The organism is Salinicola halophyticus (genome assembly GCF_003206695.1).
Classification (GTDB): domain Bacteria; phylum Pseudomonadota; class Gammaproteobacteria; order Pseudomonadales; family Halomonadaceae; genus Salinicola; species Salinicola halophyticus.
Genome location: NZ_PZJN01000009.1, coordinates 430,469 through 451,930, shown reverse-complemented (window position 1 = coordinate 451,930; position 21,462 = coordinate 430,469). Strand labels below are relative to the sequence as shown.

Sequence of the window (21,462 nt, the reverse complement as noted above, 5' to 3'; positions counted from 1 at the left end):
GGCTGGTGGTCGGCACCGAGGTCATACCAGCTTGCCCGGGTTCATGATCCCGAGAGGATCGAGCGCGGCCTTGATCGCGCGCATCACGGCCCAGCCTTCGCCGTGTTCGGCTTCCATGTAGGCGCGCTTGCCGGTGCCGATGCCGTGCTCGCCGGTGCAGGTGCCGCCGGCGGCCAGGGCGCGCTCGATCAGGCGCTGGTTGAATGCCGCCAGCGTCTCGAGCTCTTGTTCGCTGTGGCGATCCACCGCGATGACGAGATGGAAGTTGCCGTCGCCGACGTGTCCGAGCAGCGGCGCGATCAGGCCACTTTCGGCGACATCCGCCTGGGTCGCTTCGATGCAGTCGGCCAGCTTGGAGATCGGCACGCAGATGTCGGTGGCCAGGAACTCCATCCCCGGACGCAGCGCCTTGGCCGCGTAGGCGGCGTCGTGGCGCGCCTGCCAGAGTGCCTGGCGATCCTCTTCCTGGGTCGCCCAGGCAAAGTCGCTGCCGCCAAACTCCTGGCACAGTTCGGCCATCGCTTCGGCCTGCTCCTTCACCCCGGCATGAGTGCCGTGGAACTCCAGAAACAGTGTCGGCTTCTCGGCGTAGTCGAGCCGGGAGAATGCATTCACCGCGCGCATCGCCAGCGCATCCATCAGCTCGATCCGCGCCATGGGGATGCCGTACTGGATCGAGGCGATCACCGCATCGATGGCGCCGGCGAAGTCATCGAACGCGCGAATTCGCGGTAAACTCGAATCGGATGCGCTATATCCGTAAAGCCGGCTGACGGCCTTTCGAGATCGAAAATCATGTCAACGAACACCGCGCACCAGCCGACGACTCGCAGTCGCATCGGGCTGGATGGCCTGAACTTTTTTCTCGCCGATGTTCGCGATGGCGTAGGGCCGTTTCTCGGCATCTATCTGTTGACGCGCCATGATTGGAGCGCCGGACAGATCGGCATTGCCATGTCCGCGATGACGTTCGCAACGATGCTGGCCCAGACCCCGGCGGGTATGTTGCTGGATATCACGCGCTACAAGCGAGCGCTGGTAGCGATCGCCACACTGACCGTCGCCGTGTGTAGCGTGCTGATGACCCATCCGGCGTTCGTCAATCTACCGGCGATCGTGTTGTTTCAAGCATTGATGGGCGTCAGTGCCGCACTATTGCTGCCGGCGGTGGCAGCGATCACGTTGGGCATGGTTGGCAACCGCCGTTTTCCGGCGCGCCAAGGCCGAAATGAAGTCTTCAATCACGCGGGCAACGTGGTCTCCGCCGTGATTGCAGGCGCGCTGGCCCACTTCCTGAGCATCGAGTGGCTATTCTACGCATTGGTGATATTTGCCCTCGGCAGCCTGATCAGCGTGCTCATGATTCAGGAAACAGACATCGACCATGACGCCGCGCGTGGGAAGGTTGCGGAAACGCCGCTGACCGACGGCGGCATGATTCACGTTCTGAAGCATCGCCGCACACTCATGCTGGGCCTGACACTGGTGCTCTTTCATTTCGCCAATGCCGCCATGCTGCCGCTGGTGGGGCAGTATTTGACCATCGCCGATCGTGAAGCCGCCTCGATGTACATGTCCGCGTGCATCGTGATCGCGCAGCTGGTGATGATCCCCGTCGCATGGTGGGCGGGCCGCAAGGCGATGAGCTGGGGGCGTCTGCCGGTATTCATGCTCGGCCTGATCGCCTTACCGCTACGCGGCGTGCTCTACACCGTCAGCAACGACCCTGTCTGGCTGCTCGCGGTGCAGGCACTCGATGGCATCGGCGCGGGAATATTCGGCGTGCTGTGGTTGATCGTCGCCGCGGACCTCACCCAAGGCACGGGCCGCTACAATGTCACGCTGGGGGTTCTCGGCACCCTGTTCGCTCTGGGCGCCGCCTGCTCGAACCTCGTGGCGGGTTATGTCGTGGAAGCCACCGGTTACGGCGGTGGTTTCCTGTTTCTGGCAGCTTTCGGCGTGCTCGCGCCCATTGTTTACTGGCTGGGTGTCGGCGAGACACGACCGTCGGCGTCCACGATGCCGCTTGTGGCTGATCGACTCCCCACCACCTGACCCTTCACATCGAGCGTTCCATACTCAGACGGTCGTGGGCGTGCTCTCTGGCTGAGAGTGCACCTGAACCGTGCCGAACACCTGACGCAGATGCTCGCGATACTCCGCCGTGTGGCGTTCGACATCCGGCATCTTCATGACATCGTTGGCAATGAAAGTGGGCAACCCTTCCAGTCCGACGAAAGTCTGCGATTTGTGGAACGCGAAGTAGACGCTGTCGACGCCGCGGCCTTCGAAGAAGTTGCCCGGCTCGTCGAACGCTTCCCGTGGGGCGTTCCAGGTCAGCGAGAGCATGTAGCGTCGACCCTGCAGCAACCCGCCGCTGCCGTACTGCTTGCTCGGATCCTGACGCGAGCGCCCATCGTTGGCGTAGAGCGAACCGTGGCCAGCGGTGAACACTTCGTCGATGTAGCGCTTAACGCTCCACGGCGTGCCCATCCACCAGCCGGGCATCTGATAGACGATGGTGTCGGCCCATAGGTAGTTCTGCACTTCGGCGTCGACGTCGTAGCCCTGCTCGATGATCGTTTCGTGGACCTGATGACCCAGTTCCCGCAGCTGCTCCACGGCAACTTCGTGGAACGTATTGTTGAGTTCACCGCCGGAATGGGCGAAGGGCTTGCCGCCGTTGATCAAAAGTATCTTCATGAAGTCGCCTCTCGATAGACAATGATGACGTGGCCGTGTGCCGCCACTAATCGATGATTGATTGTGCCCCATACCCAAGAAAGAAAAACCCGGCTGGCGACAAGTCACTTTTGATTTAAAATCAACAAACATCCCGGAAGGCCATCGCCGCGCCATGAAAAGCACCCTGGAAGAGCAGCAGGCGTTCATCGCCGTAGTCGACAGCGGCTCGATCACGGCCGCCGCCGAGCGGCTGGAAATGACCGTCTCCGGCGTCAGCCGGGCTCTCAACCGGCTGGAGCAGAAACTGGCGACGACACTGCTGCGACGGACGACGCGACGGCTGGAGCTGACCGACGAGGGCGAGACGTTCCTCGCCCATTGTCGACGCATACTGGCTGCCGTGGAAATCGCGGAGGAGGCAATCGTCGGCCACCATGACCAGCCCCAGGGGCGGCTGCGCGTCAACGCTGCCCCAAGTTTCATGCAGTTCGTGATCGTGCCGATCATCGGCGAGTTTCGGGCCCGCTATCCCGGCATCACGCTGGAACTCGACACCCATGACCGCTTCATCGATCTGCTCGAGCAGCGTGTCGATCTTGCCATCCGCATCGGCGAGCTGAACGACTCCTCGCTGCACGCCCGTCCGCTCGGCCACAGCCCGCTACGGCTTCTCGCCAGCCCTGGCTATCTCGAGCGCCATGGCGTGCCTCGCCGCGTCGAGGATCTCGCCGACCACAGCCTGCTCGGTTTCAGCCAGTTGGATCACCTCAATGACTGGCCGCTGCTCGACGCCCAGGGCCAGCCGTTTCACGTGAAACCTTCGCTATCCGCTTCCAGCGGTCCGACCCTACTGGAGCTGGTGACGGCCGGCGAGGGCATCGCCTGTCTCGCCGACTACATGACCCTTCGCCCGCGCCAGCTCGGCACGCTGATCGACATACTTCCCGATCAGACGCAGTTCCAGACCCAGCGCATCAACGTCGTCTATTATCGTCAGACCGCGCTCTCCCGCCGCGCTCGGCTGCTGATGGATTTTCTTGCACAGCGGCTGCCGGGAGACTATCTGAGTATCTGATGTTCATCGCTGCAAGCGAAAAGCATCAGCCGGTCGCGGCCGAAAATCGCTATCTGGGCCGCCCAGCGATTTATATCGATTCCTCCTTAACCTGGATCGAATCCCCCGCCCTTGCTTAAACAGTATCTTGTCGAGCATAAGCATGTGATGCGCCAAGGCAGGCGCCACGTTTTACGAAGGAGCGTACGATGCCCCACCCCGATTGGCGGCGCGCGCTGCGTCGGCTTCGCACCGAGTGGGCAACGCCGGCGGAAGAGCCTCAGACACTCGCGCGGCGCCTCGAGCAGTTGATCGCGCTGGAGCTCGATCGACTGCCACGGCCGGCCCAGGGCGAGACCTTGACCCGCTGGGCGACGCTTGCAGACATTGCTGGACTCGATCTCGCGCTGATCAAACTGTTCGAAGGCCACACCGACGCGCTGGCGATCATCGCCGAGCTAAGCGACGCCGATCGCTTCCCGCCAGAGGCGACATGGGCCGTGTGGGCGGCGGAACCGCCGTTTGCCCGCGTCGAGATCATTGCCGATGAAGCGACGACCGGGCCGCTGCCGGACCGCCAGCGCGTGCGCCTGAACGGTCGCAAGGCGTGGTGCTCCGGCGCCGCGACGGTCTCTCACGCACTGGTCACCGCCTGGCATGAGCAAATCCCTTATCTCGCTGCCGTCGAGATGCAAACGCCCGGCGTTCGGGTGACGCAGACCGGCTGGCATGCCGTGGGTATGGCTGCCACCCAGAGCGTAGACGTGGATTTCGACGGCGCCGATGCGATTCTCGTCGGTCCCGCCAGAGGCTATCTACAACGTCCCGGTTTCTGGCAGGGCGGCATCGGCATCGCCGCCTGCTGGTGGGGCGCCGCCGCCAGATTGGGCGAGATATTGCGGGCGAGCGTCGCCAAGCGGGACGACCCGCACGCCCTGGCGCATCTGGGGGCGGTCGAACTCGCGCTGCGCCATGGTGAAGCGCGCCTGCGAGAGGCCGCCAGCTGGATCGACGAGCACCCCGACGCCGATGCCCGCTATCTGGCGTTGTCCGTACGCGGCGCCGTCGACGCCGTCGTCGAGGAAGTCATTCATCATGTCGGCCGCGGCGTCGGTGCCGGCCCCTATTGTCGCGATCCGGCATTTGCCCGGCTGATCGCCGACCTGCCGGTATTCGTCCGCCAGTGCCACGCCGAGCGCGACCTGCAGGCGATTGGGGACTATCGCCGACAGGATCACAAGGAAATTTCGGAATGGAATCTGTGGCCATGATCGGAGAAGAGCGGCGAATCGAAGGCGATGGGACACCGCTGGAGACCTGGCTTGACTGGCCGGAGCTGGCGACATTGCCCACGTTCGATCTGGAAGCGCGAATCGCCAAAGGTCGACGCGTGGTGGTGGTAGCACCGCACCCCGACGATGAGGTTCTCGGTTGCGGCGCCCTGCTGCAGCAGTGTCATGCCCTGGGTCGCGAACTGCTGATGATCTCGGTGACCGACGGCACCGGCAGCCACCCGGATTCGACACGCTGGCCACCCGAGCGGCTGGCCGCCACGCGACCCGAGGAGAGCCAACGCGCACTGGTCTGCCTGGGGCTCGACGACATCGAGACGATTCGCCTGAGACTGCCTGATACGCAAGTCGCCACGGAAACGGCGGAACTCGCCTTCCGGCTGCACAAGGTGCTGCGCGACGACGACGTTATTGTCACGACATGGCGCGGGGATGGCCATGCCGATCATGAAGCGGTCGGCGAGGTCTGCGCCAAGCTGCTGAAGGAGAGCCAACGCACCCTGCTCGAGATGCCGATCTGGATGTGGCACTGGGCAACGCCGGACGACCCGCGTGTGCCGTGGCATCGCGCTTACCGATTGCCGTCGACCGCCACCGAAATCGAGCGCAAGCAGCGCGCCATGCGCGAACACGTCAGCCAGTGCGAGCCCGACCCCACGACCGGCCGGCCACCGATTCTGTCTGCCCAGGCGCTTGCTCGCCTGATGCAGGATCACGAGGTGCTGCTGGTATGAGCGCCCGTGACATGAACGAACTTGGCATGAACGAACCTGGCATGAATGAAGACTTTTCGACCGGCATTGCCGAAGCCGGCACGCAAGATGCCGCCAAGGCCGATGCCAGGCTCGAACTTCACGCGCATTTCGAGCGTCTGCACGCCCAATCCAGCGATCCGTGGCACTACGACGCTTCCTGGTACGAACAGCGCAAGCGGGCTCTGACGCTGGCGATGCTGACGCGCTCGCGTTATCGCCACGCGTTCGAACCCGGCTGCTCGGTGGGCGTACTCAGCGCCGACCTGGCGCCGCGTTGCGATCGACTGCTGTGCTGGGACATCAGCGCCAGCGCCGTCGCTCATGCTCGCCGCCGGCTCGCACCCTGGCGATACGCACAGGTCGAGCAGCACGAGCTGTCGGAGACGCCAACCGAGGCGCTTCCCACCGGGGCATTCGATCTTGTCGTCTTCAGCGAGCTGGGGTATTACCTGGAACCCGCCGCACTACGGGCAACGATCGAGGGTCTCAAACGCGCCCTGCACCCATCCGGCGAGCTGGTGGCGTGCCACTGGCGCCATCCGCTGGCCGATGGCCGGATGAGCGGCGACGTCGTGCATGAACGGCTGCATGAGATCCTCGAAATGCCCCGTGTCAGCACCCTGACAGAGCGCGATTTCCGCCTGGACCTGTGGTCTGCCGAGGTCGCGCCATGATCGGTGTGGTCGTGCCGGCCCACAACGAGGAGGCCTTGCTCGACGCCTGTCTGGAGTCGCTGCAGGCGGCGGCGGGGCATCCGGCGGTCATCGAGGAAGGCGTGCGTATCGTCGTGGTGCTGGACGCGTGCACTGATGGATCCCACGCCGTCGCGCGCCAACGTGGCGTGACGACGCTCGACGTCGACTTCACCAACGTCGGCATGTCGCGCCATGTCGGCGCGCAATGGCTGATCGAACGCGGCGCGCGCTGGCTGGCCTTCACCGACGCCGACACCATCGTTCAGCCCGACTGGCTCGCCCAGCAGCTCGACAGTCGCGCCGATGCCGTCTGCGGCGGTATCCGGCTGGAAGGTTGGGACCAGCTACCCCGGGAGCTGCGCCGGCGCTTCGTCGCCTATCGACGTGCCCTGCCCGATGGCCGGCACATCCATGGCGCCAATCTCGGCGTTGCTGCCGGCGCCTATCAGGCGGTCGGCGGTTTCGCTCCGCTCGCCACCCAGGAGGACGTGCATCTGGTTGCCGCCCTGCAGCGGCACGGCTACACCATCGACTGGCGCGAAACCCTGAAGGTCCTGACCAGCACGCGTCAGGACGCCCGGGCCCCAGGGGGGCTCGGTGAACGGCTACGTGCCCTGCAGCTCTAGTCGACGCGCCCGCCGGACCACGGTCCCGGCAACTACAACGGCAGCCACAACCACAACCACAACCACAGCCAACGATGGTGCAGGTCGTCGATTCGCCTAATCGCCGAAGGCAGCCCATACTGAAACGAAGACAAGCCATGGCGGCTTCTACGCACCGTCATGTCTTGTGATGGCGGTTGTCCTGCCGCTCAAATCTCAACGCTTACGTCCTATCGCTCACGCCCCATCAGTTCGGGCTGGCCATCAGCCGCCCTTTTCCTCTCGACAGGTTCGCCAGGAGATACCGCTGTGAGAATTCAACTAGGCTGCGAGATGATCTATCAGTTCGCTGCGCCCACGCCGATGATCGCGATGCTCAACGTGCACCACTCACGATTCGCGAGCCTGGAGCAGCCCGATCACCTGACGACCACTCCCATCGTTCCGCTATCGAGCTATCGCGATAGCTTCGGCAACTGGTGCAATCGGCTGGTGGCGCCCGCCGGCACCTTCTCACTGGGCACCAACACCGTGCTGCACGACGACGGCGGCTATGATCCGGTCGATGTCACGGCGCAGCAACATCCGGTGGAGACACTGCCGTCGGACGTGCTGCTGTATCTACTGGGTAGCCGTTATTGCGAAACCGATCTGCTCAGCGAAATCGCCTGGCAACGATTCCAGTCCACCCCGCCGGGGTGGCAGCGCGTTCAGGCGATCTGCGATTTCGTCCACGACCACATCACTTTCGGCTACGAGCACTCGCGACCCACCCGCACCGCCGCGGAAGCCTACCGGGAACGCGTCGGCGTCTGCCGCGACTACACCCATCTGGCCGTCACGCTGTGCCGCTGCATGAACATCCCCGCCCGCTACTGCACCGGCTATGTCAGCGATATCGGCAACCCGCCGCCCTATGCCGACATGGACTTCGCCGCCTGGATGGAAGTCTATCTCGGCGGACACTGGTGGACCTTCGACCCACGCAACAACGCGCCCTGCATCGGCCGCGTGCTGATCGCCCAGGGCCGCGACGCCACCGACGTACCGCTGACCCACACCTTCGGCCCCAATACCCTGAGCGGATTCAGCGTGTGGATCTACCAGCTGACGGAGTGACTCCCATGCTGGATCGCCTTCCCGCCTCTCCGGCGGTCTCGAGATCACTCATGCAGAGCGGAGCGGGCTTCCCGATCCTCTTCCTGAATCGGGATGCCCTCCGACGTTAAAGCACATTAACGGTCGCCATCGAGAGAACGGGCTATCGTAAGACGGGTTGGTAGAGGGCCTCCCGTCAGGGACCGCATGGTGCAAAACGCGGCCCCCGCTTCATCAACAGATCCGATATAGGTCGAAGACATGGAAAACGATAAAAACGCGGTTCTTGACGGCAACCAGCGATGGATCGGCCGAGTCAGCAAGGAAAACGGCGCGCAAAACGTCCTCGTGGAGACGGAAGCGGGTGCGACCTATCGTATTCCGGCAGACCGGATCATCCGTGAGGAGACCCACTGGGTGTTGACGCAGTCAATCGACGATTTCCCGAAGATCCCCTCCGAACAGGAGATCCAGGATCGCGTCGATGAAATGAGTGAAGATAGCTTCCCGGCAAGCGATCCGCCCAGCTTCACCCCCGAAAAGCCGGACATCAATTCATAGAACATCCCTTCCTGGTAGCTAGCCGCAGCAATAGGCGAGGTCCTAAACCACGTTTCCAATAAAAAGGTCCTCTCGACGAGGGCCTTTTTCGGCGTCTGGATCTTCGAATTGACGAGTCGAGCATCGCCCCGATAACTCCTTCAGGTTGATCAAGACTGTCCATTGGCCGGCTGTCTTGAAGGCGGCCAATGGACAGCCAACGGCGCCGGCCCCTCCCTTCTTCGCAACTTTCAACGGATACGCATCATTCAACTGACATGTTGACGTCATCGCAGTGTCACGCGCCGAACTCAAACTGCAAACGTTTTCATTCATGCAGGCTGCGTTGCCGTCATGTCATTCACGCCACGTCCATCGCTCGTCCAGATTGCCGAACAGGTCGGAGTTTCTCCGGCGACGGTATCGCGCGCGTTCAACCGGCCGGAGCTGCTCAACGACGCGACGCGGGAGCGCATTCTCGCGACTGCCAAGCGGCTGGGATTCCGGCCCAACAAGGTCGGTAGCAGCCTCCGTTCGGGCAGCACCAAGACCTTGGGGCTGCTGTTGCCGACTCTGGCCAATCCGGTTTTCGCGGCCTGTTTCGAGGGTGCGGAAGCGCGAGCCCTGGAGGCGGGCTACAGCGTGATGCTGGCGACCACGGGATACGACAGTCAGCGCGAGCGGACGGCAGCGCGAAGCCTGCTCGATCATCGTGTCGAGGGGTTGATCCTGACCGTCTCCGACCCGAGTACCAGCGCCACCCTCGACGAGCTGACCGCCAGCGACGTGCCCTTCGTGCTGGCCTACAACGAGAGCGATTCGCATCCTTTTGTCAGCGTCGACAACCACGCCGCCGCCGGCGACATGGTCGAATATCTGATGGCATGCGGGCATCGCCGACTTGCCATGATCAGCGGCCCGCTCGACGCTTCCGACCGCGCTTTACGACGCCTGGAAGGCGTGCGGGACCGCGCCACGCGCCTGGACCTGCCAGCGCCGATACACGTTTCGATGCCGCAGCACACTGCCGCCGACCGAGGTCGTCTGAAGAGCCTGATGGCGTCACCGAAGCCGCCGACCGCGCTGTTCTGCTCCAACGATCTGCTCGCCACCGCCGTGATCGCCGAACTGTCTTCACTCGGTTTACGCGTGCCCAGGGATCTTTCGGTATGCGGTTTCGACGGCATGGCATTCGGCGCCTTGATGGTGCCGTCGCTGGCCAGCGTCCACCAGCCGAGTTTCGAGATCGGTAGCCAGGCCTGCCAGGAGCTACTCAGCGCGCTCGGCGGCGAAGGCAGCCGTTCTATGCGCCTGCCCCATCGCCTGTTTGGCGGCGATACCGTCGCCAGTTTGTCGCACCAAGCCGTTCAACCATCGCATTGCCACTCTTGAGGATTGCACCATGTTGAAGCACACGCTACGCGCCGCCGCCATGGCGTTGGGAGTCGTCGGCGCCGCTCTGAGCCCGCTGGCGGCCCAGGCCGACGACAACGCTATCTGCTACAACTGCCCGCCGGAGTGGGCCGACTGGGGCACCCAGTTGAAGGCCATCGAGCAAGACACCGGCATTCACGTGCCCCAGGACAACAAGAATTCCGGTCAGTCGCTGGCCTCGATCACTGCCGAGAAGAGCAACCCGGTCGCCGATGTCGTCTATTACGGCGTCACCTTCGGCATCCAGGCCGCCGAGCAGAACCTGGTGCAAGCCTACAAACCCACCCACTGGGACGAAATTCCCGCCGGCCTCAAGGATCCGGACGGCAAGTGGTTCGCGATTCACTCCGGCACCCTGGGCTTCATGGTCAATGTCGATGCGCTGGGCGATACGCCGATGCCGCAATCCTGGGAAGACCTGCTCAAGCCGGAATACCGCGGCCTGATCGGTTATCTCGACCCGTCTTCGGCTTTCGTCGGCTACGTCGGTGCGGTCGCGGTCAACGGCGCGTTGGGTGGCTCGCTAGAGGACTTCACCCCAGCGATCGAGTGGTTTCAGAAGCTGCAGGAAAACGACCCGATCGTACCCAAGCAGACCGCCTACGCCCGCGTGCTCTCCGGCGAGATTCCGATCCTGCTCGACTATGACTTCAACGCCTATCGGGCGCGCTACGACGACAACGCCAACGTCCAGTTCGTGATCCCACAGGAGGGCACCATCACCGTGCCCTACGTGATGAGCCTGGTCGCCAACGATCCCAACCCGGAAGCGGGCAAGAAGGTGCTCGACTACGTGCTCTCCGATAAGGGGCAGTCGATCTGGGCCGATGCCTACCTGCGCCCCGTGCGTCCGGGTGCTGCCTCGAAGGAAGCCCAGGCGAAGTTCCTGCCGGATAGCGACTATGCCCGTGCCGGGACCGTCGACTACGCCGAGATGGCAGCAGCCCAGCGCGCCTTCTCCCAGCGTTACGCCAACGAGGTCGACTGAGATGGGTCGCCGCGCCTGGCTGATCATCGCCATTCCGGCCATCACGCTGTTCGTCGCTTTCTGGCTGCTGCCGATGGCCAAGCTGGCCGGGCTGGGCGCGGCGACGCCTCAGGGCATGGACGTCTCCGCCTACTGGCTGGTGCTGACCCAGCCGCGCTACTGGCAGAGTCTGGCCAACACCGTGGGGTTGTCACTGGCGGCAACGCTTGCCACGCTCGCGATCGCGCTACCGGTCAGCCGATTTCTCGCCCGTCACCCGGCGTTTCCCGGGCGGCGGGTGCTGATGTCGCTGCTGATCTTTCCACTCGCCTTTCCCGGCGTGGTGGTGGGCTTTCTGGTGATTCTCGCCACGGGGCGCCAGGGCGTGCTCAATACGCTGGCGAAAGCGCTTTCCGGTGAACCGATGGTGCTCGCCTACGGCATGGCGGGACTGTTCATCGGCTATCTCTACTTCCTGCTGCCGCGCACCATCGGTGTGCTGATGGCGGCAGTGGAAGGGATCGACAGGCACTGGCTGGAAGCGGCGCAGACCCTGGGCGCAAGCCCTTGGCGACGCTTCGTCGATATCGAGCTGCCGGCGCTGACCAGCGCGCTGACCGCCGCCGGTGCGATGTGTTTCGCCACCGCCATGGGCGCCTTCGGCACGGTATTCACGCTCGGCACCAAGATCGACGTGCTGCCGATCACCATCTACGACGAGTTCACCAACTACGCGAATATTCCGGTTGCCGCGGCACTCTCCGTGGTGCTGGGGCTGGCCACCTGGGCGGCGCTCTATATCGCCAACACGCTCGCCAACCGTTCGGCCAGCGCCCGCTGATGTCGTTTCCCCGATATTCAAAACAGACCGTCGAACCGACCGTTAAACCATGCCGCTGAGACTTCAAGCCCATGACCCATTCTCGCCTCGACACCCGGCTGGGCCTGACGATTACCCTGGCCGTCACTGCCTTCCTGATCGGCCCGGTACTGCTCTCGGTTACTGCCGGGCTGACGAAGAACTATTTCGTCGGGTTATCCAGCGGTCTGACGCTGGACTGGGTGGTTCAGGTCTGGGATCTCTATGCCGACACGATCTGGCGCTCCTACGGCGTGGCGCTGGCCACGCTCGTCATCACTGCAGTCATCGGCGTGCCCGCTGCCTGGGTGCTGACGCTGTTTCCCGGCCGACTTTCCCGCCTGCTCGAGGAGTTGCTGACGCTCCCCGTCGCCGTGCCGGGACTCGCCACCGCACTGGCCCTGATCGTTTCCTGGGGTAGCGTCGGCTGGCTGCGCAGTAGCGTTTTATTCATCGTCATCGGCCATGTGCTGTTCACGCTGCCGTTCATGGTCCGCGCGGTGCGCGCCGGGATGCAGGGCGCCGATCTGGTGGTGCTGGACGAAGCCGCGGCGACTCTCGGCGCCAGCCGCCGCCGACGCTTTTTCGACATCATCGTGCCTGCCGCCCGCAGCGGTATCGTCACCGGCGCGCTGACCGTGGTGACGCTCTCCATCGGCGAATTCAACCTGACCTGGCTGCTGCACACGCCGCTGACCAAGACGCTGCCGGTCGGGCTGGCCGACAGCTACGCCTCGATGCGTCTCGAGGTCGCCTCCGCTTACACCCTCGTTTTCCTGTTGATGCTGTTGCCACTGATGGTCGGCCTGCAGTCGTTCGCGGCCCGCACTACGCGCAGTGGCAGCATATCGCTTGGAGCTTCGACATGACCCTTGCTTCACCCATTCAGGCGCTTTCCATCACCCTGGCCAACTGCGCCAAGACCTGGCCCGATGGCACTCGCGCGCTCGAGCCGCTGGACCTGGGAGTGCGCGCCGGCGAAACGCTCGCCCTGCTCGGCCCGTCCGGCTGCGGCAAGACCACGCTCCTTCGCATGATCTGCGGTCTGGAAGAGACCGACGCCGGCGGCAGCATTCGCTTCGGCAACGACGACGTCACCCGGGTAGCGCCGGAGGCGCGAGGCGTCGGCGTGGTCTTTCAGGGCTACGCGCTGTTTCCCAACATGAACGTGGCGCAGAACGTCGGCTACGGACTCAAGATTCGCGGGGTGGATGTCGAGACGCGGCGAAAGCGCGTCATGGAAATGCTCGAACTGGTCGAGCTGGAAGCGCTGGCAGAGCGCCGAGTCGATCGGCTCTCCGGCGGACAGCGCCAACGCGTGGCTCTGGCCCGGGCGATCGCCATCGAGCCCCGCGTACTGCTGCTCGACGAACCGTTGACCGCACTCGATGCGCGCCTGCGCCAACAGCTGCGGGTCGATCTCGCCGCCCTGCTACGCAAGCTCGGCATCACCTGCGTGATCGTCACCCACGATCAGGAGGAGGCGATGATGCTCGGCGACCGGGTAGCGGTGATGTCTGCCGGACGGCTGGAACAGATCGGGCAGCCGGAGACGCTCTATCGCGAACCCGCCTCTCCTTTCGTTGCCGACTTCATCGGCACGCTGTGCCGGCTTCAGGGCAGTGTCGTGAGCGCTCACCACGGCGTCGAGTCGCTCAGCTTCCGGCCGTACGAGATACGACTCGGCCCGCCGGGTAACGGGCTCGAGGCCAACATCGTCGCCCGCTTCTATCTTGGCAGCCATATCCGCTTCGAGCTCGTCCTCGACGACGGTCAGCCATTCACGGCGCTGGCCGAACCCGATGCCCCATGGCAGCCGGGCGAACGCGTGGCCATAAACCTGACCCAATCTCGGACGGCCAAGGAGCCTGCCCCATGCTGATCGCCCAGATCACCGACCTGCACATTCGTCGGCCGGGCCAGAAGGCCTATCGCGTGGTCGAGACCGACCGCTATCTGCCGCCGGCCATCGCCGCACTCAACGCGCTCGACCCACGCCCGGACGTGGTGCTGATTACCGGCGATGCCACCGATTTCGGCCGCCCTGAAGAGTACGCTACGCTGGCCGAGCGGCTCGCGCCGCTGGAAATTCCCTGGTATCTGATTGCCGGTAACCACGACGATCGCCAGGCGATGCGCGCCGCCTTCCCCGAGCACGATTATCTCGGCGAGGGCCCGTTCATCCAGTACGCCATCGAACGCTTTCCGCTAAGGTTGCTGGCGCTGGATACCCTGATTCCCGGTGAAGGACGCGGCGAACTCTGCGCCCAGCGTCTCGACTGGCTCGCGGCACGTCTGGCGGAACAGCCGGAGAGGCCGACGCTGATCTTCATGCACCACCCGCCATTCGCCACCGGCATCGCGCATATGGACGCCATCGGCCTCACCGGCGCAGCCGAGATGGCCGCGATCGTGCGCGATTACCCCAACGTGGAACGCATCATCTGCGGCCATGTCCACCGCACGATCTTTCAGCGCTTTGCCGGCACCATCGCCAGCTGCTGCCCCAGCACCGCCCACCAGGTCGCGCTGGATCTGAGCGACAACGGTCCCTCTGCTTTCGTCATGGAGCCGCCGGGCTATCAACTTCATCTCTGGCGCGATGGAGAGTTGATCACTCACCACGCCGTGATCGGCGACTACGGAATGCCGCACCCCTTTCATGAAGAGGGCGGACTGATTGATGAGTGAGGGGTTGGCCTGAAGGTATCTGGGCGGTCCGCACTGACGACTTGTGCGTCGTCCGAGTCGCGTTTCCTCTACCGGCGTGACTCCAGCACCCCCTCCAGCACCTTTCCGTCCAGCGAATCGGGCGAGAGCCCTAGCAGTCGGGCAAAGGTGGCGCCGGCACTATCCATGCGCTGGATGCCGCGAGCGGTATCGAATGGCAGTTCGACGCCGGCTCGAATGCCGGCCCCGTGGAAAAACGCCACGCCGTGGTTGGAGGCGAACCCGGTGCTGGCGGTGGGCACCTGCGGGCCGTGATTGGCGCCGGGGGTGACGAGTTCGGCGACGGTATCGCCGCGCTGGTTGGTGCCCCAGACGAAGCCGGGGGCGTAGGCGAAGAGCACGTCGCCCATGCGTTCCCCCCAGTAGCCGAGCGGGCTGGCGTCCTGTTTCTTGAGTGCCAGCGCGACCACGTTGCGCTCGCCGCTAGCCGTTTCGACATACCAGGTGGTCAGCGCCTTGAGGATGCGCGTCTGTACCCGCTCGATCTCGGCTGTCGGCACGAGGTCGCGATTGACGAAGATCTCCAGGCCGCCGCGCTCGTCCTTGAGAAACGCCTGGCTCGCGGCGACGTCGGGCTTGCCCTCTCCGTCGATCGTGCACAGGTCGAATTCGGCCAACCGCCTGTGGATATCACAGAGGTGGGAGTTGGGCACATCGCCGTGATCGGAGGCGAGCACCAGCGTGGTGTCGTCGTCGCAGCCGACCAGGGCCCGGCCCACGGCGTCGTCGAGAATGCGGTACGAGCGCCGGATCACCTCGAGATAACGCTCGTGATCGGCCGTGTAGAACTTGGATTCGGGATCGCACTGGGCGAGGCAGGTGTGATGGGTCTCGTCGTTGAGCCGGAAGACGGTGGCGAAGAGCGAGAAGCCCTCGTCATTGAGCAGCGTCAACGCGCTGTCGACCAGCCATTCGAGCTGGTAGCGCCCCTCTTCGAAACTGGTTTCGAAGTAGCGGGTGTCCGGGTCGGCGGAAACCGCCCACTTGGAGATGAACGGGCCGTGGCGTTCGATCAGTCGGCGCGCCAGGCCCGGCCTACCGCTGCTGCCTTCCGGTGCGGTGATCTGCGACTGCAGCAGGTCGATCCTGCCACTGTCGGCATCAAGATCGAGCAGTTTGAAGCGCACCGCCGCCGGCTTGCCCTCAATGGCGTGCTCGTCCGTCAGTGGCAGCCAGTCGCTCCATTCGTCGACGCGCAGGCTCGCTTCCGCTTTCGCGATCTCGAGACGCAGACGCTCCCCTTCGAGGCGCAACGTTACCGGTACCGGCTCGCCACGATGGGCGGGAATCAACGCGACGAAGCCGTCATCCGTGCGCTCGATGTCGAAGCGATTGTGCTTCTGGTGGTGAGCCAGCGTGCCGGTGGGCGGCCAGCCCAGCGCTTCGGTCGATGGTGTCGATGTCCACCGGTCGAGATGGGTGCTGTGCAGGCACGCCGGCGCCAGCTCCATCGGCGCTGGGCCGCTGCCGCTGTAGAACGGCGCGAAGCAGAGATCGCGCTCGCCCGCGGGCACCAGGCTCTCGGGGAAGTGCACCAGCGCGGCGCGCTTGCCGGCGTCGCGCATCAGCTCCAGCAGATGCCCGGTGCCGCTGGGTGGCAGGCGCTGGCCGACCCAACTGGTGCCGGGCGCCTGGCCGGTCAGGAACGTCACGAAATTGGTATCGCCCCAGGTCGAGATATAGGGCAGCAGCCGCGTCGAGCCGCCTTCGTCGCGCAGGCGCTGGATGTTCGGCAGCACGCCCTCGGCGCAGAAGCGCTCGACCAGTTCGGGGATCAGACCATCGACGCCCAGCAGCAGGATTTTACGGTTCTGACTCATGAGATCTCCTGTGGGCGCCAGTTACTGAACGGTGTACTGGTCGATGATGGATCGATCGATCTCGATGCCCAGGCCCGGCTTGTCGAGCACCTCGACACAGCCGTTGGCGTTGAGCTGGAACTCGCCGCCAATCAGCTCCTGACGGAACGGATGCGCCGATTGATCGTACTCGAGCATCGGTTCGTCGGGAGTGAGCGAGAGCGGCTGCGGCGGCAAGGTGGCGATCAGTTGGACGGCGGCGGCCAAGCCCACGCCTGTGCCCCAGACGTGCGGGATCATCGGTACGTGAAAGGCCTGGGCCAGCGCGGCGATCTTGCGGCACTCGGTGAGCCCGCCGGCGGCGCCGATATCCGGCTGAATCACGTCCAGCGCGCCTTCGCTGATCCAGTCGCGGTAGCCAATCTTGGAGTACTCGTTCTCGCCCGCGGCGATCCAGGTACGCGAAACGCCCTTGAGTTCGCGATAGCCGTGGCGGTTCTCCGGGCTCAGCGGCTCCTCGAACAGATGCACCCGCGTCTCTTCGAGCTCCATCAGGATGCGCCGCGCCGCCGGCACGCTGTAGGCGCAGTTGGCGTCCATCATCAGCGCGATCTCATCGCCCACCGCCTCGCGCACCGCGCGCATGTCGCGGATATCCGCCTCGATGCCGAAGCCGGTCTTGATCTTCATCGCCCGGTAGCCGTTGGCCTGATGGCGCAGCGCCTCCTCGACCACTTCCTCAGGATAGTTGCCGCCCTCGCGGCGATAGAAGCCGGTGGCGTAGGGGCGGATCTCGTCGCGAAAAGCGCCACCCATCAAGCGGTGGATCGGCTGGCCCAGCGCCTTGCCGGCCAGATCCCACAGCGCGATATCGATCGCCGCGATGCCGAACAGCGCCACGCCCTTCTGACCGTAGGGGCGGGTGTGGTTGTACATCGTCTCCCATAGCACTTCGCGCTCGAACACCGAACGCCCGATCACCAGCGGCTTGAGCGCGTATTCGACCATCGCCTGGGCAACCTGCGGCGGCTGCAGGCCGTGGTTGACGCATTCGCCCCAGCCGATCAGGCCATCCTCGGTGTGAATCTCCACCAGCATCGCCGTGCGCTGATGTACCCAGCCCTGGGAGAACGAAAACGGCTGTTCCAGCGGCGCGGCCAGTACGTGGGTCTTGAGATCAGTGATCTTCATGGAGAATGACTCCGCAACGAAAAGAGAGTGGGAAGAACTTACGTGCTGGCCCGGGCCGTCTGCGCGGACTTGCCGCGCAGGCGAGAAGCGATCAGGCGGTAGAGGCCGTAAAGCACCAGCAAAGTGACCCCGCTGACGCCCAGGACGATGACGAAAGAGCCGGAGGGCGAAGTTACGCCCAGCGGTGACAGCGCCGCGTAGACCAGTACGAACAGCGCCACCAGCAACCAGCTGGCGTGCCGGGCATAGCGCCATGGGGTGATGTCGACTTCCCGCGTATCCGGTATCTCGACCGGCTCGGGCAGCGGCTTCAGCACGCGCACCAGCGTCATCACGCCAAGCATCAGCAGGAAGTTGATCCCCACCAGCAGCAGCCAGTGGACCTGGACGAAGCCGAGATCGTCACCCAGCACGAAGTGCGTCAGATAGAAGAACGCCATGCCGAAGACGAGGCCGACGTAACCCGCCAGCGCTGGCGCTCGCTTGGAGATCACGCCGAACAGAATCACCGTGAAGATCGGCACGTTGATCACCGCCATGATGGTGCGCATCAGGGTGTAGAGGCTGTCGGCGTTGGCGATATAGGGCGCGATCACGATGCAGATCGCGATGGTGGCAGTGGCGAACAGCTGCCCCACGCGGACGGTCTCGCGGTCGGTGGCGTTCGGTTTGATCAGCGATTTGTAGATATCCAGGCTGATCAGCGTCGAGAGACTGTTCACGCCGCTGTTGAAGGAGCTGAGAATCGCCCCGAACATCGCCGCGCAGAAAAAGCCGGTCAGCCAGGGCGGCAGGATCGAGCGCACCAGCACCGGATAGGCGACATCGGCGTTGAGCGTCTCGCTCCCCGGCTTGGTGGGAATTTCCAGCATGCCCTGCTGGTAGAGATGCCAGGCGATGATGCCCGGCAACACCAGCATCAAGACGCCGGCCATCTTGAGGAATCCGGCGGCCAGCACGCCCTTCTGGCTCTCGGCCAGCGAACGCGCACCCAGCGCCCGCTGCACGATCGCCTGGTTGGTGCACCAGTAGAACAGGTTGATCAGCAGCACGCCGGAGATCATGCCGTACCAGGGGATGTTGGCGTCCGGCGAGGTGCCGACGGCGTTGAGCCGCTCCGGCGCCTGGGTCGTCATCACCTGCCAGCCGCCGAACAGATCTCCGCCGCCCAACGTATAGAGGCCCAGGATCGGCACCAGCAGCCCGGCGATCAGCAGGCCGACGCCGTTGATGGTGTCCGAGACCGCCACCGCCTTGAGCCCGCCGAAGACCGCGTAGATGCCCCCGACCACGCCGATGGCGATGACCATCACCCAGGTCGTGGCGGTCTGGCCGATGCCGAACAGCGTGCCGATATCGAACAGTTGGCCGAGGGTGATCGCGCCGGCGTAGAGTACGAACGGCAAGAAGCCGATGACGATGGCGTAGATGAAGATGAACGAGGCGACGAGCCGCATCCGCCGGCCGTACCGGTACTCCAGAAACTGCGGCACGGTGCCGATGCCGGAGCGCAAGTAGCGCGGCAGGAAGACGAAGGCCAGCACGATCAGAGTCAGCGCCGCTACGGTCTCCCACGCCATCACATTGGCGCCGTTGCTGAAGGCGTTGGCGTTGAGCCCGGTCAACTGCTCCGCCGAGATGTTGGTCAGAAACAGCGAGCCGGCGATCACGATCCAGCTCAGGCTGCGCCCGGCCAGGAAATAGCCCGATATCTGACTGAGATCGTCGCGCCGCGTCTTCCACCAGGAAATGACCGCAACCAGCGCCGTGAAGCCGAGAAACGAGATTAGGGTCAGCGTCATGATCGCTCCTCCTGAGCAGCAAGTTTCGCCCGCCACTCGAGCACGCCCGCCGCCACTGTCCAGACCAGAAACAGCGCGATCAACACGAACAGCGTGGTGGCGATACCGCTATGGGTGAAGAACGAGAAGAAGTCACCGCGCGAGATCAGCAGGCCTCGGCGCAATGAACTCTCCAGCGCCGGCCCCAGCACCATGCCGATGACCAGCGGCGCCAGCGGATAGCCGCCGCGGCGTAGCACGTAGGCGAGAATCCCGGTCAATGCCGCGACCACCAGATCCAGCGGATTGCCGCGCACCGACACCGCGCCGATGAAGCTGAACATCACGATGCCGGCCATCACGAAGCCCAAGGGCAGCTTGAACAGGTAGCGGAACAGGCCGATGGAGGGCTTGCTCAAAATCAGCATGGCGACGTTGACGATGATCAGCACCACGAACAGCGCGTAGACCGTCTGCGCCTGGTCCGCCATCAAACGTACGCCCGGTGTGATGCCGTGAATCACCATGGCGCCCATCATCATCGCCGTGACCACGTCGCCAGGAATGCCCAGCGCCAGCGTGGGAATGAAGGCGCTGCCGGTCACCGCATTGTTGGAAGATTCCGAGGCGATGATGCCATCCGGCTCGCCCTTGCCCAGATTGGCCCGCCGCGGCGACAGCTTCTGCGCCGCGGCATAGCTGATGAACGCCGCCGCGGCCGCGCCGGTACCCGGCAGTGCGCCGACGAAACTGCCGATGAACGAACCCCGCACCAGCTCGATCAGGCGTCGGCCGATCTCGCGCAGGGTGGGAAAGCGCAGCCGCGCCTCGGGGATGGAAGTGGCTTCCTCGTCACGCGCCGAAAATCGAACGAAGACTTCCGACAGCGCGAACGCCCCCACCACCACCGGGATCAGATCCAGCCCCGAGCTGAGCGCGTAGGTGCCGAAGGTGAAGCGGTCGGCGCCGGTGATCGGATCGCTGCCGACCATCGAGAAGAAGAAACCCATCATCCCGCACACCAGCCCCTTGAGCAGGCTGCCACGAGAGATCCCGACGATACACAGCATCGCCAGACAGACCAGCGCGAAGACTTCGATCGAGCCGAAGTTGACGGCGAACTTGGCCAGCTGCGGGGCGCAGAAGATCAGCAATACGCAGGAGAGCACGCCGCCGAAGAACGAGGCGAAGGTCGCCCAGCCCAGCGCTTCGTCGACCCGCCCCTGCTGGGTCATCGGGTAGCCGTCGAAGACCGTGGCGGCCGACTGCGGCGTGCCCGGCGTGTTGATCAGAATCGCGGTGATCGACCCACCGTAGACCGAGCCGCAGTAGACGCCGATCAACAGCGCCATGCTGGTGATGACATCCATGCCGAAGGTGAACGGCAGGAAGATCGTCAAGCCCACCACCGAGCCCAGCCCGGGCAGCCCACCGATGATGATGCCCGCCCAGGTACCGATCACGATGGCGAGCAGCGCCTGCCAGGTAAACGCATCGCCCATCGCCGCCAGAATCACGTCCATCTCAGATTCCCCTCCATCAAACCAGACCACTCGTCAACAGCGCCGGCAACCGGATCATCAGCACGTGATGGAACAGAAACCACAGCCCGCCACCGATCACGATCGTGCCCACCAGCAGCGGCAACGGCCGTCGGATACGGAACAGCCACAGCGTCAGTGCCACCAGTGGCAGCGCCGGGATCAGGAAGCCGAGACTCGCCGTGGCAATTGCGGCGATCAGCACCGCCGCCATCAGCAGCGGCAGTGGCGACAGCGTCACGTTTTTCACCGGCACACGGCGCACCAGCTCGCCGATCAATATCGCCAGCGCCATCGCGCACCAGATCGTCAGCACGATGCGCGGCACCAGCATGGCGCTGTCCGGCCCCTGCCATGCCGAGATCGAAAGAGCGCCACCGGCCAGCAGCAACGCCAGCGCGGTCAAGACGCGGGGGTGAATCAAGGATGCGAACAT

Annotated in this window: 21 protein-coding genes; 14 read left to right on the top strand and 7 right to left on the bottom strand. The window is 64.3% G+C overall.

What is annotated here, in order from left to right; genetic code table 11:
* Positions 1-21: 21 nt before the first annotated feature.
* Positions 22-726, bottom strand: coding sequence for an FAD-binding oxidoreductase (locus DOM58_RS16000; protein WP_110693680.1), 705 nt, complete (start codon positions 724-726; stop codon positions 22-24).
* Between the two features lie 69 nt (positions 727-795).
* Here DOM58_RS16000 and DOM58_RS15995 point away from each other — a divergent pair, with 69 nt between their 5' ends.
* Positions 796-2,055 carry an MFS transporter gene (locus DOM58_RS15995; protein ID WP_110693679.1) on the top strand — a complete coding sequence of 420 codons (1,260 nt, stop codon included), beginning with the start codon at positions 796-798 and terminating at the stop codon, positions 2,053-2,055.
* A gap of 24 nt (positions 2,056-2,079) precedes the next feature.
* Here the strand turns inward: DOM58_RS15995 and DOM58_RS15990 are convergent, their stop codons facing one another.
* Positions 2,080-2,703: an NAD(P)H-dependent oxidoreductase gene (locus tag DOM58_RS15990; protein ID WP_110693678.1), complete on the bottom strand. Its 624-nt coding sequence runs from the start codon at positions 2,701-2,703 to the stop codon at positions 2,080-2,082.
* 154 nt (positions 2,704-2,857) lie between these two features.
* Here DOM58_RS15990 and DOM58_RS15985 point away from each other — a divergent pair, with 154 nt between their 5' ends.
* From DOM58_RS15985 to DOM58_RS15925, 13 genes are all read left to right on the top strand, one after another.
* Positions 2,858-3,760 carry a LysR substrate-binding domain-containing protein gene (locus tag DOM58_RS15985; RefSeq protein ID WP_110693677.1) on the top strand — a complete coding sequence of 301 codons (903 nt, stop codon included), beginning with the start codon at positions 2,858-2,860 and terminating at the stop codon, positions 3,758-3,760.
* 188 nt (positions 3,761-3,948) lie between these two features.
* Complete coding sequence (locus tag DOM58_RS15980; RefSeq protein WP_223162201.1) at positions 3,949-5,010, top strand: acyl-CoA dehydrogenase family protein; 1,062 nt, start codon at positions 3,949-3,951, stop codon at positions 5,008-5,010.
* Complete coding sequence (locus DOM58_RS15975; RefSeq protein ID WP_110693676.1) at positions 4,992-5,765, top strand: PIG-L deacetylase family protein; 774 nt, start codon at positions 4,992-4,994, stop codon at positions 5,763-5,765. Before DOM58_RS15980 ends, DOM58_RS15975 begins: the two co-directional genes overlap by 19 nt.
* A 41-nt stretch (positions 5,766-5,806) precedes the next feature.
* The gene (locus tag DOM58_RS15970; protein ID WP_110693715.1) at positions 5,807-6,460 is read left to right on the top strand and encodes a class I SAM-dependent DNA methyltransferase; all 654 of its coding nucleotides are present in this window, start codon (positions 5,807-5,809) and stop codon (positions 6,458-6,460) included.
* Entirely contained in the window at positions 6,457-7,107 is a 651-nt protein-coding gene (locus DOM58_RS15965) for a glycosyltransferase family 2 protein (protein ID WP_110693675.1), read from the top strand. Before DOM58_RS15970 ends, DOM58_RS15965 begins: the two co-directional genes overlap by 4 nt.
* Before the next feature lie 288 nt (positions 7,108-7,395).
* Positions 7,396-8,205 carry a transglutaminase-like domain-containing protein gene (locus tag DOM58_RS15960; protein WP_110693674.1) on the top strand — a complete coding sequence of 270 codons (810 nt, stop codon included), beginning with the start codon at positions 7,396-7,398 and terminating at the stop codon, positions 8,203-8,205.
* 240 nt (positions 8,206-8,445) lie between these two features.
* A complete protein-coding gene (locus tag DOM58_RS15955; protein WP_110693673.1) occupies positions 8,446-8,745 on the top strand; it encodes a hypothetical protein in 300 nt (99 codons plus the stop codon).
* A 333-nt stretch (positions 8,746-9,078) separates the two neighbouring features.
* Complete coding sequence (locus DOM58_RS15950; RefSeq protein ID WP_110693672.1) at positions 9,079-10,116, top strand: LacI family DNA-binding transcriptional regulator; 1,038 nt, start codon at positions 9,079-9,081, stop codon at positions 10,114-10,116.
* Between the two features lie 10 nt (positions 10,117-10,126).
* Positions 10,127-11,146 (top strand): ABC transporter substrate-binding protein, encoded by a 1,020-nt coding sequence (locus DOM58_RS15945; protein ID WP_110693671.1) that lies wholly within the window; start codon positions 10,127-10,129, stop codon positions 11,144-11,146.
* 1 nt (position 11,147) lies between these two features.
* Positions 11,148-11,966, top strand: coding sequence for an ABC transporter permease (locus tag DOM58_RS15940; RefSeq protein WP_075561909.1), 819 nt, complete (start codon positions 11,148-11,150; stop codon positions 11,964-11,966).
* A 71-nt stretch (positions 11,967-12,037) separates the two neighbouring features.
* Positions 12,038-12,853: an ABC transporter permease gene (locus tag DOM58_RS15935; RefSeq protein WP_110693670.1), complete on the top strand. Its 816-nt coding sequence runs from the start codon at positions 12,038-12,040 to the stop codon at positions 12,851-12,853.
* Entirely contained in the window at positions 12,850-13,866 is a 1,017-nt protein-coding gene (locus tag DOM58_RS15930) for an ABC transporter ATP-binding protein (protein ID WP_110693669.1), read from the top strand. Before DOM58_RS15935 ends, DOM58_RS15930 begins: the two co-directional genes overlap by 4 nt.
* Positions 13,860-14,675: a phosphodiesterase gene (locus tag DOM58_RS15925; RefSeq protein ID WP_110693668.1), complete on the top strand. Its 816-nt coding sequence runs from the start codon at positions 13,860-13,862 to the stop codon at positions 14,673-14,675. The genes DOM58_RS15930 and DOM58_RS15925 overlap by 7 nt, the downstream gene beginning before the upstream one ends.
* 68 nt (positions 14,676-14,743) lie before the next feature.
* Here the strand turns inward: DOM58_RS15925 and DOM58_RS15920 are convergent, their stop codons facing one another.
* From DOM58_RS15920 to DOM58_RS15900, 5 genes are read right to left on the bottom strand one after another with little or no spacing between them, the layout of a single operon-like run.
* Complete coding sequence (locus tag DOM58_RS15920) at positions 14,744-16,534, bottom strand: alkaline phosphatase family protein (RefSeq protein WP_110693667.1); 1,791 nt, start codon at positions 16,532-16,534, stop codon at positions 14,744-14,746.
* Between the two features lie 21 nt (positions 16,535-16,555).
* A complete protein-coding gene (locus DOM58_RS15915) occupies positions 16,556-17,704 on the bottom strand; it encodes a mandelate racemase/muconate lactonizing enzyme family protein (RefSeq protein WP_075561914.1) in 1,149 nt (382 codons plus the stop codon).
* A 38-nt stretch (positions 17,705-17,742) separates the two neighbouring features.
* A complete protein-coding gene (locus tag DOM58_RS15910; protein ID WP_110693666.1) occupies positions 17,743-19,506 on the bottom strand; it encodes a solute:sodium symporter family transporter in 1,764 nt (587 codons plus the stop codon).
* Positions 19,503-21,008 carry a tripartite tricarboxylate transporter permease gene (locus DOM58_RS15905; protein WP_110693665.1) on the bottom strand — a complete coding sequence of 502 codons (1,506 nt, stop codon included), beginning with the start codon at positions 21,006-21,008 and terminating at the stop codon, positions 19,503-19,505. Before DOM58_RS15905 ends, DOM58_RS15910 begins: the two co-directional genes overlap by 4 nt.
* A gap of 16 nt (positions 21,009-21,024) precedes the next feature.
* A complete protein-coding gene (locus DOM58_RS15900; protein WP_157957568.1) occupies positions 21,025-21,462 on the bottom strand; it encodes a tripartite tricarboxylate transporter TctB family protein in 438 nt (145 codons plus the stop codon).

Bases quoted from the DNA above. Each gene is read 5' to 3' on its own strand.
- DOM58_RS15940 (WP_075561909.1), top strand. From the start codon at position 11,148: ATGGGTCGCCGCGCCTGGCTGATCATCGCCATTCCGGCCATCACGCTG.
- DOM58_RS15935 (WP_110693670.1), top strand. From the start codon at position 12,038: ATGACCCATTCTCGCCTCGACACCCGGCTGGGCCTGACGATTACCCTG.
- DOM58_RS15900 (WP_157957568.1), bottom strand. From the start codon at position 21,462: ATGTTCGCATCCTTGATTCACCCCCGCGTCTTGACCGCGCTGGCGTTG.
- DOM58_RS15955 (WP_110693673.1), top strand. From the start codon at position 8,446: ATGGAAAACGATAAAAACGCGGTTCTTGACGGCAACCAGCGATGGATC.
- DOM58_RS15945 (WP_110693671.1), top strand. From the start codon at position 10,127: ATGTTGAAGCACACGCTACGCGCCGCCGCCATGGCGTTGGGAGTCGTC.
- DOM58_RS15970 (WP_110693715.1), top strand. From the start codon at position 5,807: ATGAATGAAGACTTTTCGACCGGCATTGCCGAAGCCGGCACGCAAGAT.
- DOM58_RS15990 (WP_110693678.1), bottom strand. From the start codon at position 2,703: ATGAAGATACTTTTGATCAACGGCGGCAAGCCCTTCGCCCATTCCGGC.
- DOM58_RS15930 (WP_110693669.1), top strand. From the start codon at position 12,850: ATGACCCTTGCTTCACCCATTCAGGCGCTTTCCATCACCCTGGCCAAC.
- DOM58_RS15975 (WP_110693676.1), top strand. From the start codon at position 4,992: ATGGAATCTGTGGCCATGATCGGAGAAGAGCGGCGAATCGAAGGCGAT.
- DOM58_RS15965 (WP_110693675.1), top strand. From the start codon at position 6,457: ATGATCGGTGTGGTCGTGCCGGCCCACAACGAGGAGGCCTTGCTCGAC.
- DOM58_RS15995 (WP_110693679.1), top strand. From the start codon at position 796: ATGTCAACGAACACCGCGCACCAGCCGACGACTCGCAGTCGCATCGGG.
- DOM58_RS15905 (WP_110693665.1), bottom strand. From the start codon at position 21,008: ATGGACGTGATTCTGGCGGCGATGGGCGATGCGTTTACCTGGCAGGCG.
- DOM58_RS15925 (WP_110693668.1), top strand. From the start codon at position 13,860: ATGCTGATCGCCCAGATCACCGACCTGCACATTCGTCGGCCGGGCCAG.
- DOM58_RS15910 (WP_110693666.1), bottom strand. From the start codon at position 19,506: ATGACGCTGACCCTAATCTCGTTTCTCGGCTTCACGGCGCTGGTTGCG.
- DOM58_RS15950 (WP_110693672.1), top strand. From the start codon at position 9,079: ATGTCATTCACGCCACGTCCATCGCTCGTCCAGATTGCCGAACAGGTC.
- DOM58_RS15915 (WP_075561914.1), bottom strand. From the start codon at position 17,704: ATGAAGATCACTGATCTCAAGACCCACGTACTGGCCGCGCCGCTGGAA.
- DOM58_RS15920 (WP_110693667.1), bottom strand. From the start codon at position 16,534: ATGAGTCAGAACCGTAAAATCCTGCTGCTGGGCGTCGATGGTCTGATC.
- DOM58_RS15985 (WP_110693677.1), top strand. From the start codon at position 2,858: ATGAAAAGCACCCTGGAAGAGCAGCAGGCGTTCATCGCCGTAGTCGAC.
- DOM58_RS15980 (WP_223162201.1), top strand. From the start codon at position 3,949: ATGCCCCACCCCGATTGGCGGCGCGCGCTGCGTCGGCTTCGCACCGAG.